We start from the raw sequence: 13,070 nt of genomic DNA, 5'->3' as shown, positions 1-13,070 counted from the left end.
GCCCATCACAGCTTCGCCAGGACGATGGCGCGCAGTTCGTCGCGAACCACCTTGTTCATCGCATTGCGGGGCAGGGCATCGACCGTCACGAGGAATTCGGGCCGCTTGAAAATGGCGACTTCGCGTTCCTCCAGCCAGGCTGTCACATCGGTGAGGCTGGGGTTTTCGCCCTCGTGCGGGACGACGGCGACCGCGATGCGTTCCCCCAGCCGGTCGTCGGGCACGCCGACGGTCGCGGCTTCCCTGATCTGGGGGAGGCCGACCATCAGATCGTCAAGCTCGGCCGGGGAAATGTTGACCCCGCCGCGCATGATGATCTCCTTCGACCGGCCCTGGAACTGATAGAAGCGGTTGCCGGGCCCGGCGATTTCGAACAGGTCGCCGGTGCGATAATAGCCTTCGCTGTCGAACGCGCCCTGGTTCAGTTCGGGCGCGCGCCAGTATCCGTCGAACACCATCGCGCCGCCCAGCCGCAGTTCCCCGACCGATCCGGGCTCGGTAATTTCCTCTTCGGTTTCGAGATCCACCAGGCGCGATTTCATGATCTGCGCGGTGCGGCCTTCCCAATCCGCCCCTTCGGCGCCGAAGCGGGGGAAGAAGCGGGCGCGCTCCGCCGCATCGGGCACCGAATGCTGGTTGGAAAAGAGCGAGGCCCCTTCGTTCGATCCGAAGATGTTTGCGATTTCGATCCCGTAGCGATCGCGCCACCCCTCGATCAGCCAGGGCGAAAGCGGCGCGGAGCCCGAGCCGACGGTGCGCAGCGCCGAAAGGTCGAACTTGGCCAGCAGATCGGGTTGCTTCAGCAGGGCGCCCAGCACGGCCGGCGGGGCGATCGTGTAGCTGACTTTCTCCTGCTGCAACTGGGTCAGGAAGGTGCCCACGTCGAAGGGGTGGTGGAGCACCAGCGTGCCGCCGCAGCGAAGCCAGGGCATCACGAGGCCGCCGATCGACCCGATGTTGACGAGCGGGAACGGGTTGAGCACCGTATCGCCGCTCTGCATTGCGGTCGCTTCCACCATCACGTCCCCGTTGAGAACCCAGTGATTGTGATTGCGGGGCACGCCCTTGGGCTGGTTTTCGGTGCCCGAGGTCCAGCAAATGGTGAGCACTTCGCCCGCCTCGACGGGATTGTCGCTGCGATACCGGGCCAGCGCCGCGCGATCGGCATTGCGCATGGCCTCGTCCAGCGCGATCGCACCGGGGGCCTTTGCGCTATCGACGGCGCCGAACAGCATCAGCTTCACATCGCGGTCCGCGCAGATCTTCGCCGCCAGCGCGGCCTGGTCATGATCCTGAAAGCGGGGCACGGTCAGGAAAGCGGCGGGCTCTACCTTGCCGAACACGTGGGTCAGCTCGTGCTGGCGATACTGCATGACCACGGGGCTGAGGATCAGGCCCAGCCGCGCCGCGGCGAGGAATGTCACCACGGCATCGATCGTGTTGGGCAACTGCGAAACGATCCGGTCATCCTTGCGCAGGCCGTGATCGCGCAGCGCGGCGGCGAGCCGGTCGACACGCTCATCCAGTTCGGCCCAATCGACGCGTTGCGGTGCCTCGCCGTCCAGTGCCTCGCGGTTGGGCGGGTCGATCACCGCGAGCGGGGCATGCGTGCCGGCCATCGTCTGCAGCAGCAGCGCATCGACGGTGATGCCGGACCACCAGCCCTTGGCTTCATACTCGGCGATTCGCGTTTCGGGGGTGACGTACATCAATCTCTCCAGCTTGGCCGCCGGCATGCCTCGGCGTTATAGCAACTATTGTAAGCATACTAATTTGATGCCACAAGTAGGGTCGAGCATGCGCGATTTCGAACCGCGTAAAGCGCACGCGCGGCCGGCCTTCCTTTCCGCCGGGACCTAACCGAACCACAGAAGGCAATCGAACAGGAACGTAGTCATGGAAGTTTATATCGCCGATGCCGTCCGAACCCCGCGTGGCAAGGCCAAGCCCGACGGCGGGCTGGCAGAACTTAGCCCGCATGGACTGGCGACGACGCTGATCGACGCGCTGGGAGAACGGACCGGGATCGGCCGCGAGAACGTGGAGCGGCTTGCCCTCGGTTGCGTCGGCCAGGTGGGTGCCCAGGGCGGGCACCTGGCCCTGACGACGAAGATCGCCGCGCGCCTTCCCGAAGGCACGGTGACCCATACGCTCAACAACTTCTGCGTCTCGGGCCTGACCGCCATTGCCGAGAGCGCGAATGCGATCGCCGCAGGGCAGGCCGGCCTGGCCCTGGCCGGCGGGGTCGAGATGATGTCGCAAGTGCCATTCATGGCGGACAAGGCCGATTATTACACGGCGCGCGAGTTCGCCGCCCGCGATCGGTACATCCCCGTGGTCCTCGCGGCCGAACGGCTGAGCGTGCGGGAGAATATCGACCGTGAGACGATGGATCGCGCGGCGATCGTATCGCAAGGGCGGGCGGCCGCTGCCGAAAGCGACGACGCCCTCAACGCATCGCGTATCGCGCAGCCCTCGCTCGATCGCGACGAGACGGTTCGACCGATCGATGCGGACAAGGCGGCCGCGCTGCCCCCTGCCTTCGCTGCGATGGGGGAACAGTATGCCGAGCCGCTCGACGGGGAAGCGCTCGATTACCGGATGACCGTCGCCCATGCCCCGCCGATGGCGGACGGGGCGGGGATTGCCATGCTCGGCACCCGCGAGCAGGTGGCGAACCCGCGGGCACGGATCGTGGCCTTCGCCGAAGCGGGGGGCGACGTGCGCGATTCCCTCCTCGGCGGGTTTGCCGCGATGGAGCGGGCGCTCGAAAAAGCGGACCTGTCACTTGCAGATATGGACCGTATTGAGTTCATGGAAGCCTTCGCGGTTACGATCGCCAAGCTCGAACGGGACTATGCCGTCGACATGGACAAGGTGAACGTCGGGGGCGGCCATCTGGCGAAGGGGCATCCCATGGGCGCGACCGGCGCCATCCTGCTGTCGGCGTTGCTCGACGCGCTCGATGCGTGCGAGGGGCGATACGGGCTGGTGGTGACGACCGGCGCCCAGGGCGTGGGCGCGGCGATGATCGTCGAGCGGCTCGCGCGCTGAACAGGCGCATTCGCGCCCGGCTTTTCGGAGATTTGCGATGGTATACATTCTTGGCGGCGCGCAGACCGATTTCGCTCGCAACTGGGCGCGCGAAGGGACCGACATGCTCGGCGCCTTCGGCGAGGTGGTGCGCGCCGGCCTCGACAATGCGAAGCTCGACGCGGGCGAGATAGAGACCGGCCATGTCGGCAATTTCGTCGGCGAGCTTTTTGCCGGCCAGGGCCTGCTCGGCGGATTCTTCGCGATGGTCGATCCCGCCTTCGATGGCCTCCCCACCGCGCGGCACGAAGCGGCCTGCGCCTCGGGGAGCATGGCCATCCTCGCCGCGATGTCCGAGATCGAGGCGGGGCGCTACGATCTGGCATGTGTCGTCGGGATCGAACAGATGCGCAATGTCGGCGGGCGGCAGGCGGCGGATCACCTCGGCGCCGCCTGCTGGCGAGGGCACGAGTTCGAAGATACCGATTTCGTCTGGCCCCGCGCATTCTCTGACCTCGCCCAGGAATACGACGACCGCTACGGGTTGAAGTACGAACACCTGATGCGGATTGCCGAAATCAACTTCGGCAATGCGCGCGCCAACCCCAATGCGCAGACCCGCAAGTGGGAGTTCACCGACGACAGCTTCACCCCGAACGACGCGGCGAACCCCGTCGTGGAGGGGCGAACACGGAAGATGGATTGCGGCCAGATCACCGATGGCGCGGCATCGGTGTTTCTGGCTTCGGAAAGGCGGGCCGCCGAATATGCCAGCAGGCGCGGCATGGCTCTGGAGGATCTGCCGCGGATCAGCGGATGGGGGCACACCTCCGCCCCGATTTCCTATCGCCGGAAGATCGAGGCAAGCGCGCGGGACGACTATGTCTTCCCACAGGTGCGGCGGGCCATCGAAGCCGCACGCACCCGCGCCGGCGTTTCCGACATCGGCCAGATCGACGCGGTCGAGACCCACGATTGCTTCACCACCACCGAATACATGGCGATCGATCACCTCGGCATTACGGCGCCGGGCGAAAGCTGGAAGGCGATCGAGGACGGCAGTATCGAGATGGGGGGACGCATTCCGGTCAACCCCTCGGGCGGGCTGATCGGCCTGGGCCATCCGGTGGGCGCGACCGGCGTCCGCATGGCGCTCGACGCCGCGAAGCAGGTGACGGGCGCGGCCGATGGCTACCAGGTCGAAGGTGCGCGCCGCGTGCAGACGCTGAATGTCGGTGGATCGACGACGACAACTGCAAGCTTCATCGTCGAGCGTCCCGGGCGCGGCTGATCCCGAGATGTCACTGGCGCCGCCAGAACCGTTTGCGCCCAGGGCGGCGACGAGGGAGCGATTGCGCGCGGCTCGTCGATAGAGCGAGCCCGCCTGGCCCTGTCCGTCTTCGTGCCTGCCCATCTCCCCGGTGCGCGACCCCCTGACAACGTTGACAGAAAGCGCTCGCTCCCATAAATCGGTGTCTGTACGGCGCGCGGGGAAGCGGTCGGCGAGGGAGGGTAATGGTGGCGAGCGACACGGCGGCCGTGGCGGCGGAGCATGTTTCGGCGGGCGGTGCGCGGCCGGCGGAAGGGCAGGGGCACGTCCATGCGCCGAGCCTGCCGCCTTTCGTCTTCGCGCTGTTCTTCATCTTCGGCGGAATCACCAGCCTCAACGATGTGCTGATTCCCAAGCTGAAGGAGCTGTTCACGCTCAACTACACCCAGGCCATGCTGGTGCAGTTCTGCTTTTTCGCCGCCTACCTGGTGATCGGCATTCCGGGCGCGAAACTGGTCAAGCGGATCGGCTACATGCGCGGGGCGGTCGCGGGGCTGATGACGATGACCGCGGGCTGCCTGCTGTTCATTCCCGCCAGCACCACCGCCCTCTATCCGCTGTTCCTGCTTGCGCTGTTCATCCTGGCAAGCGGGGTGGTGATCGTGCAGGTCGTGGCGAACCCGCTGATCAGCCTGCTCGGCCCGCAGGAAACCGCGCATAGCCGGCTGACATTCGCCCAGGCGTTCAATTCCTTCGGCACTTTCGTCTTCCCGCTGGTCGGCGCGGGGCTGATCCTCGGCCAGCTGGCCGACGTCTCGGCGGAGGACTTCGAAGGCGCCGCGCTGGCGGCCTACCGCACAGCCGAATCGGCGATGATCGTGAAGACCTACCTCGGCCTCGCGCTGGCGATCACCGTGGTCGCGGGCGCTGTCTGGCTGTTCCGCAACCGGCTGCAGGGCGAAAGGCACGAGGCCTCGAGCGGGCTGGCGGGGCTGGACCTGCTGAAACGCCCGCGCTTCGGCTTCGGGGCGCTGTGCATCTTCCTCTATGTCGGCGCGGAAGTCGCGATCGGCTCGATCGTGATCAACTACCTGATGCTCGACGACGTACTGGGCGAGCCCGAGCACGTCGTCGGATGGATGGTCGCGCTCTACTGGGGCGGGGCGATGGTCGGCCGGTTCATCGGATCGGCCCTGCTGCGGGTGATCAGTCCGGGCAAGATCCTCGCCGCGGTGGCGGCCGGCGCGATCGCGCTGATCGCGCTCTCCACCAACAGCAGCGGGACGCTGGCCGCCTACAGCCTGCTGGCGATCGGGCTGATGAACGCGATCATGTTCCCGACCATATTCTCGCTCGCCTGCGAGCGGCTCGGGAGCCGGGCTGCCGACGGGTCGGGCATCATCAACGTCGCGATCTTCGGCGGTGCGGTCATCCCGCTGGCTACCGGCGCGCTGGCCGACCTCAGCGGCAGCCTGGCGTTCTCGCTCGTGCTGCCCGCGGCCTGTTATGCGGTGATCGCGGCTTTCGGGATCTACGCGCGACGACCGGCAGCCGCCTGATCGCGGCGCAACGCCGCGGATTGCCTTGTCGGCCCCGGACCGGCAAGGCTGGCGCGTGATGGTCCCGGCCCAGCCCTGCACGCGCAGCGCGATCCTCCTCCTCGCCGTCGCGTTGGCCAATGCCGGCGGCGTGATCGCCTATCTCCCGCTGTTCAGCCTTCTCCTGCCCATGCGGGTGGAGGTGCTGGACGAAGCGGCCAAGATCGACCTGCTCACCGCGACGGCGATCGTCGGCGGGATCGTTGCCAGCGGGGCCAACGTGTTCTTCGGCTGGCTGAGCGACCTCTCGGCTGCGCGGGGCGGGGGCCGCCGGCGCTGGGTCATGGGCGGGCTGGCGGCGCTCGCGCTGTCCTACGTGGTTCTCGTCCTCGCCCGCACGCCGGTGCAATTGGTCCTGGCGGTCGCCTTCGCGCAGGCGGCGATCAACGCGGTCCTGGCCCCGCTGTTCGCGATCGTCGCCGAAGAAGTCCCCGCCCGCCGCAAGGGGCTGGCGGGCGGATTGCTGGCGCTGGGAAACCCGGTGGCGGCGGCCTTCTCGGTCGTTCTCCTGGCCGCGTCCGGCCTGGTCGAGATGGCGCGGTTTGCACTCGTGCCGGCGGCGGCGCTCGTCCTGATACTGCCGCTGCTGGCCCTGCGGCCGGAACGGCAGGCGCTCGCGCCCGAACTCGCCGTGCCGTGGGACCGGCGCGACATCGTGATCGCCTCGATCTCGCGCCTCCTCGTCCAGCTGAGCTGCGCCACGCTCACGCTCTACCTGCTCTATTACTTCAAGACGCTGGTGCCGGCGGGCAGCGACGCGGCCGGGCTGGTCGGCACGGTGCTGACGATTTCCTACATCATCCCCCTACCGGTGGCGCTGGCGCTCGGCCGCTGGTCGGATCTCTCGGGCAGGCGCAAGCCGTTCCTGTGCGGGGCCGCGCTGGTCGGGACGGCGGGCCTGCTCGGCATGGCGGGGGCAGACAATGCCTGGCAGGGCGCAGCGGCGTTCTGCATCTATGCCACCGGGACCGCGGTGTTCCTGAGCCTCCATGTCACGTTCGCGATGCAACTGCTTCCCCGCCCCGATCGCAGGGGGCGCGACTTGGGGCTGGTCAACCTGACCAACACCGCCCCGGCGATCGTCGGGACGCTGATCGTGTGGCAGCTTGCCGCGCCGCAGGATTTCACGCCCGTCCTGCTGGCGTTCGCGGCGATCAAGGGCATCGGTGCGATCGTCATCCTCGCGGTGCGCGAGCGGCCGCGAATGCCGGCCCGCTAGCCGCGGCCTCGCGCGGGCATCAATCGGTGGAGCAGCCCGCCACGACGTCGGCTTCCGACAGGCTGCCGAGCGCGACCCGCGCGAGGCTGAAACGCGCCGCCCCATCGGTCACCAGGCGAAACGGTGCGCTGATGCCGGCCATGTCGGCGCCCGCCGCGCGAAAGCACTTCAACGGCACGCCAAGCGTGCGCCATTCGCCGGTCGGCAGGGCGCTGAACGCGTCGATGGCCACGGGCGTGCCGCATTCCTGCCCCTCGCAACGCACGGCCATGTCCAGCGGCTGCGCCAGCGGCGCATCGAGGCGCACCGTGGCCAGCAGCAGGACGTCGCCATTCGTCTGCCGCGTCAGGTCTATCGGGTCGAACGTTCCCAGTTCGATCGCGGTGCCTGCCGGATCGGCCGCGATGGTGAAGCTTCGCGCGCCTTCCTGCACCTCGTGATCGGTCGCCGCGATTCGCACGCGGCCCGACAGCGCTTCGGCCGGGACGGTCGTGACCCGCAGCGAATCCCCCCCATCGGCGCGGGTGACGGTAAGCGACCAGGCGGAAGCCGGCACGCCGCGTTCGAAGAACACGCCGCCATTGCCCCCGTCGTCGGTGACGCCGCTGTCTTCGGCCAGCGGCGCCCATGGGCGGGGGCCGTCGGCGTAGCGCAGGCCGTATCCGAACGGGAACAGCGTCGGGCCGCCGTGCCGCGCCGTCGCCGGCCAGGCCGCCGGCAGCAGCCCGCGGAAATCGTGCCGGGGCGCGCCGTCCTCGCCCGCGAACAGCACGTCGGCCACGCCCCCGCCCTCGGACCCGGGCAGCCACGCGGTGACGAAGGCGTCGGCGGCATTGAGCGCCTCGTTCACGTAGAGCGGCCGCCCGGTGACCATGACGGCCACGACGGGGATCCCCTGCGCGCGCAGCTTGCGCATCGTCTCGATCGGCCGGCGCAGCTCGGGCCGTAGCTGGAGCGAGGCGATGTCGCCCTGGAACTCGGCATAGGGCGTTTCGCCGAAGACCACGATCGCCGCGTCGGGCCGCTGGCCATAGTCGCCCTCGACCGACAGTTCGGCATGGCCGCCGGCGGACGTCACCGCGCTCTCGATCCCGTCCCAGATCGAGGTCGCGCCGGGGAACAGGCTGTTGTCGAGCCCGGTGCCCTGCCAGCTCAAGGTCCAGCCGCCCGACTGGCGCGCGATATCGTCGGCCGCGTCGCCCGCGACGAGGATGCGCGCATCCGGCTTCAGCGGCAGGACGCCGGTGTTCTTGAGCATGACCAGCGACTTGCGCACCGCCTCGCGCGCGACCGCGCGGTGGTCGGCCGCGCCGAGCAGTTCGTACTGCCCGGAGAGCGGCCGCTGCGAAGGCTTCCCCATCTCGAACAGGCCGAGCCGCTGCTTGACGCGCAGAACGCGGGCCACGGCATCGTCGAGCCGCTCCATCGGTATCGTGCCGTCGCGCACCTGGGCCAGCGTGCTGCGATAGAGGCTGCGCCAGCTGTCGGGCGCCATGAACATGTCGATCCCGGCCGCGACCGCCTTCGGGCAGCTCGCGTTCGTGCAACCGGCGACCTGGCCGTGGGCGTTCCAGTCGGTGACCACCAGCCCGCCGAAGTTCATCCGCCCCTTCAGCACGTCGGTCACCAGCCCGCGATGGGCCGAGAGCTTGACCCCGTTCCAGCTGGAGAAGCTCGTCATCACCGTCGCGACGCCGTTCTCGATCGCCGGGATATAGGGCGCGCCGTGGACCAGCCGCAGCTCCAGCTCGGAGATCGCGGCATCGCCCTGGTCCTTGCCGTCGGTGGTCGCGCCGTCGGCGAGGTAGTGCTTGGTGCTGGCGGCGACGTGCGGGCCGGCGAGGATGCGCGCGGTCGAAGGCGGCCCCTGGAGCCCGCGAATCATGCTGCCGACATAAGCGGCGACCAGCGCGGGGTCGGAGGAATAGCCCTCGTAAGCGCGGCCCCAGCGAAAATCCTGCGGCACGGCGACGGTCGGGGCGAACGTCCATTCCTGCCCGGTGACGCGGATCTCGACCGCGGTGACCCGGCCGATCCGCTCGATCAACTCAGGGTCGCGCGCTGCGCCGAGGCCGATGTTGTGGGGAAAGATCGTCGCGCCGACGATATTGCTGTGGCCGTGGACCGCGTCGGTGCCCCAGACGATCGGTATCGCCGGTTCGCCCGCGGGGACGTCCATCGATGCCTCGTGGAACGCGTCGGCCAGCGCCAGCCAGTCCTGCGGCGGGGCGAGGTCGTTGCCGCCCGGGCCCGAGTTGCCGCCGTTGAGGACCGAGCCGAGCCGGTACTCGCGCACTTCGGCGGGGGTGACGCTGGCGATGTCGGCCTGGATGATCTGGCCCACTTTCTGCTCCAGCGTCATCCGGGCGAGCAGGTCCTGGACCTCGGCCTCGTCCTGCGCGGTCAGGACGACGGGGAAGGCCACTTCGGGCCACCGCTCGGGATGGACGGTCGCCTCGGGCGGCAGGGCCTGGGCCGATTCGCCCGCGTCCGCAGCGCCCGTCTCGGCGCCCGTCTCCGCGCCCGAGCCGGTGCCCGGGCCGGCGGTTGCGAGCGCGGCGGCGGCCGCGGTCGATAGAAGCGTCTTCGAAAGCATGTATCCCCATCCCATCCGGCCGCGGCCGCCCGTCGTTCTCCTCGGGTCGAGCCGGGTCTGACAACCTTGACAGAAAATATCGCGGAAGGTCGCGATTTTTCCGCTAGTGACAGGTGCTGTTTGACAACGTTGACAGATTTATGCAACCAGTAAAGTCGCATTGGGTCGCCGGTGCCCGAGTCGGGCCAGGCGATCGGCGCATCACGAGAGAAATCCGCACGCAAAGATGCGGTTTTGGGAGGATACTGAAATGCACAGCCGGAGTTCACGAAACCGTTCCACGTTCCTGGCCGCCGCATCGGTCCTGGCCCTGGGCGCTGCCACCCCGCCGGCCTTCGCCCAGGCGGCGGACGCGGCCGACACCGGCCGGCAGGCGGCCCCCGAAACGGCTGCCCAACCGGCCGCGGAGCCGGGCGGCGACGTCATCGTCGTCACCGGCTTCAGGGCCTCGCTCGAGAGCGCGCTCAACGCCAAGCGCGAATCGAACCTGATCATCGAATCGGTCACGGCCGAGGATATCGGCAAGTTCCCCGACCAGAACGTGGCCGAATCGCTCCAGCGCCTGCCGGGCATCCAGATCGACCGCGAGAACGGCCAGGGATCGAAAGTCCGCATCCGCGGGCTGGAGCAGAACGTCACCCTGCTCAACGGCGAGCTCTTCGTCAGCGGGCTGGAAGTCTACAAGGTCGGCGAAGGCAATTATAACCGCAACGACAGCCTCGAAGGCGTGCCGTCCGAGCTGATCGGCGGGATCGAGGTGTTCAAGTCCCCCAATGCCTCGCTGCTGGCAGGGGGGCTGGGCGGCATCATCAACCTGAAGACGCGCAACCCGCTGAACCTGAAGGACGGGCTGACGCTGGCCGGCAATGCCAAGATGAGCAAGGGCAGCGAGATTTCCGGCTGGGAGCCGGCGGGCGCCGCGGTCCTTGGATACAATTTCAACGACCGTCTCGGCGTGATCGCCTCGTTCAGCTACGAGAAGACGAACAATCACGTCAACGTTCTGGGCGGCGACAACCGCGGCAACTGGGCCTTCGACGAGGGGCGCCGCGACCGCGACACCGTGCCGACCAACTATTACGCGCCCGAGTACCGCTACGTCACCGATCGCGACCAGTATCGCCGGCGCTGGGGCGCCTCGCTGGGGATCACCTATCGCCCGACCGACACGCTCGAAGTCAGCGCGCAATATTTCCATTCGGACCTGAAGATCGACACGCGCGAAGCCTCGGTGAAGTTTCCGTTCGGCCAGGGCGAATCGCAGGGCCTCGTCGGCGATTACACGATCAACGACAACGGCGTCCTGCTGGAGGGCACGGTCCGCGCCCAGTCGGCCGAGGCGATTTCGTTCGTCGACGTTTCGAACATCAAGTCCGACAACCTGCAGTTCGCTGTCGATTGGGACAACGACACCAATTTCCGCGCCTCGATCATGGCCAACTACGCCTCGTCGAGCATGGAGCGCGAGGTTGCCAACAACGACGTGCGCTATACCGCCTACGGCGTGCGCGGGCCGGGCACTTCGGGTCCGCAGCCCGGTTTCACGCCCAACGACGCCGCGCCGCCGACGTTCGATTTCACTTACGCCAACGGCGATTTCCCCAGCTTCGGGATCGCGCCGAGCAGCCCGCAAGACCTGTTCAGCAACCCCGAATACGGGTTCTTCAAGTCGCACTGGGCCTTCGGCGACCGGTCGGACATCGACGGGCATTCGCTGCGGGCGGACTTCGCCTACGACGTCGACGACAGCTTCGAGGACACGGTCACGCTCAGCGCCGGCTTCCGCTATGGCCAGCGCACGGTCGATTTCGTTTCCGGCCGCTACCTCGCCGATTACAGCGGCAAGGGCGAGATGGATGCCACCGCGATCCCGGAAGACGAGCGGGTCGAAGGCTATTCGTACAACTGGACGCCCTACGGCTATTTCCAGGACGGCGCGATCGGGTACAAGATCTGCGACCTGCCCGAACCGAACAAGCCGGCCGCTTTCGCCGGGTGCAGCCGCTTCGGCAACTCGCCGGCGCTGATCACCCCCTACCAGACGCCGGTGAGCAATCCCGAGCGGGTCGAGGCGATCGAGAACTTCGCCGGCGGCGGCCGGGTCCAGGGCGACACGGTGCTGGTGGCCGACCGGTCGCAGATGACCAATGCGCTCGAATGGATCCAGGCGCTCTATCCGGACACGCCGTTCACTTTCTTCGAAGACCCGCTGCAGACCTACCGCGTGAAGGAGGAGACCAAGGCCGGCTACGTCATGGCAGACGTGGGCGGGGTGGACGATCCCTATCACGTCAACGTCGGCCTGCGGGTCGTCAACACCAAGCTGACGGTGGACCAGAACCAGCCGGCCAATGCCGATCCCAGTTACTGGGGCACCGACAGCTGGAACGGCGTGCTGCGCGATTTCACCACCAATACCGTCGTGCGCAGCTATACCGATTTCCTGCCCAGCGCGAACGCGGTGTTCGACGTGAGCGAGGGGACCAAGGTGCGGTTTTCGGCCGCGCGCGTGGTCGCCCGCCAGCCGCTCGTCTCGCTGGGCCAGGGCTTCTCGACCCAGTTCACCCGCGACCCGGCGGACGACCTGTTCAAGTTCACCAACGGCTCGCGCGGCAACGCGGAGCTCGATCCGTTCCGCGCCTACCAGTTCGACCTCGGGGTGGAACACTACTTCGGCGACCAGGGCCTGCTGTCGGCGGGGCTGTTCTGGAAGGAAGTGGACAGCTTCATCGTCAACGAAACGGTGGCGGTCTTCGTCAACGACCAGGGCGGCGGCCGCATGGGGCCGGTCTCGCAGCCGGCGAACGGTTCGGGCGGCCGGGTCAAGGGGCTGGAACTGGCGGCGCAGTACGCGTTCGATTTCGGCCTCGGCTTTACCGCGAACTACACGTTCTCGGACACCGAGACAGACTTCAGCACCGATTTCACCGACAGCCTGCCCCTGCCCGGGGTCTCGAAGCACTCGGCCAACGGCCAGGTCTATTTCGAACGCTACGGCTTCGCCGCGCGGGCCAGCTACAGCTGGCGTTCGAAGCAGTACATGGGCAACTTCGGCTTCGCCGACGGCTCGGTCACGCGGACGCTGGGCATCTACCAGAAGGCCTATGGCCAGCTCGACGGGCAGATCAGCTACAGCGTGACCGACAATTTCGAGGTCTTTGCCGAGGCGATCAACATCACCAAGGCCGATACCAGCGTCTACCTGCAGTTCCCCGAGCTGCCGTTCCGTTACCAGTCGGGATCGCGCCGGATCTACGGCGGGGTGAAGTTCACTTTCTGAGTTTTCGGTCCTCCCCGAAAACCGGTGGCGGCCCTTGCTTGCAACGGCCGCCATCGCGTTTTCCGGCGGGGGGG

The 13,070-nt window shown here is 67.7% G+C and carries 7 protein-coding genes; 5 read left to right on the top strand and 2 right to left on the bottom strand.

The features are described 5' to 3' along the window. Positions 1-5: 5 nt before the first annotated feature. On the bottom strand, positions 6-1,736 hold the full coding sequence (locus tag T8T98_RS13475; protein ID WP_322295698.1) for a class I adenylate-forming enzyme family protein: 1,731 nt from the start codon (positions 1,734-1,736) through the stop codon (positions 6-8). A gap of 160 nt (positions 1,737-1,896) precedes the next feature. Between T8T98_RS13475 and T8T98_RS13470 the strand changes: the two genes are divergently transcribed. The 4 genes from T8T98_RS13470 (at position 1,897) to T8T98_RS13455 (ending at position 7,120) form a co-directional block, all read left to right on the top strand. Then, positions 1,897-3,054, top strand: coding sequence for an acetyl-CoA C-acyltransferase (locus T8T98_RS13470; RefSeq protein WP_251104805.1), 1,158 nt, complete (start codon positions 1,897-1,899; stop codon positions 3,052-3,054). 37 nt (positions 3,055-3,091) lie between these two features. Beyond that, a complete protein-coding gene (locus T8T98_RS13465) occupies positions 3,092-4,324 on the top strand; it encodes an acetyl-CoA acetyltransferase (protein ID WP_251104806.1) in 1,233 nt (410 codons plus the stop codon). Between the two features lie 224 nt (positions 4,325-4,548). Then, positions 4,549-5,862, top strand: a complete 1,314-nt coding sequence (locus T8T98_RS13460; RefSeq protein ID WP_251104807.1) for a sugar MFS transporter — start codon at positions 4,549-4,551, stop codon at positions 5,860-5,862. Positions 5,863-5,920: 58 nt separating this feature from the next. After that, on the top strand, positions 5,921-7,120 hold the full coding sequence (locus tag T8T98_RS13455; protein WP_251106039.1) for an MFS transporter: 1,200 nt from the start codon (positions 5,921-5,923) through the stop codon (positions 7,118-7,120). Positions 7,121-7,139: 19 nt separating this feature from the next. On the opposite strand, the gene T8T98_RS13450 is transcribed toward T8T98_RS13455, so the two are convergent. Continuing rightward, positions 7,140-9,716 (bottom strand): glycoside hydrolase family 3 protein, encoded by a 2,577-nt coding sequence (locus T8T98_RS13450; RefSeq protein WP_251104808.1) that lies wholly within the window; start codon positions 9,714-9,716, stop codon positions 7,140-7,142. Positions 9,717-9,966: 250 nt separating this feature from the next. Between T8T98_RS13450 and T8T98_RS13445 the strand changes: the two genes are divergently transcribed. Next, positions 9,967-12,996, top strand: coding sequence for a TonB-dependent receptor (locus T8T98_RS13445; RefSeq protein WP_251104809.1), 3,030 nt, complete (start codon positions 9,967-9,969; stop codon positions 12,994-12,996). Positions 12,997-13,070: the final 74 nt, after the last annotated feature.

The organism is Pelagerythrobacter marinus (genome assembly GCF_034375205.1).
In the GTDB taxonomy this organism is placed as follows: domain Bacteria; phylum Pseudomonadota; class Alphaproteobacteria; order Sphingomonadales; family Sphingomonadaceae; genus Pelagerythrobacter; species Pelagerythrobacter marinus.
The sequence above is the reverse complement of the archived record's forward strand: the minus strand, read 5'-3'. Positions and strand labels throughout refer to the sequence as shown.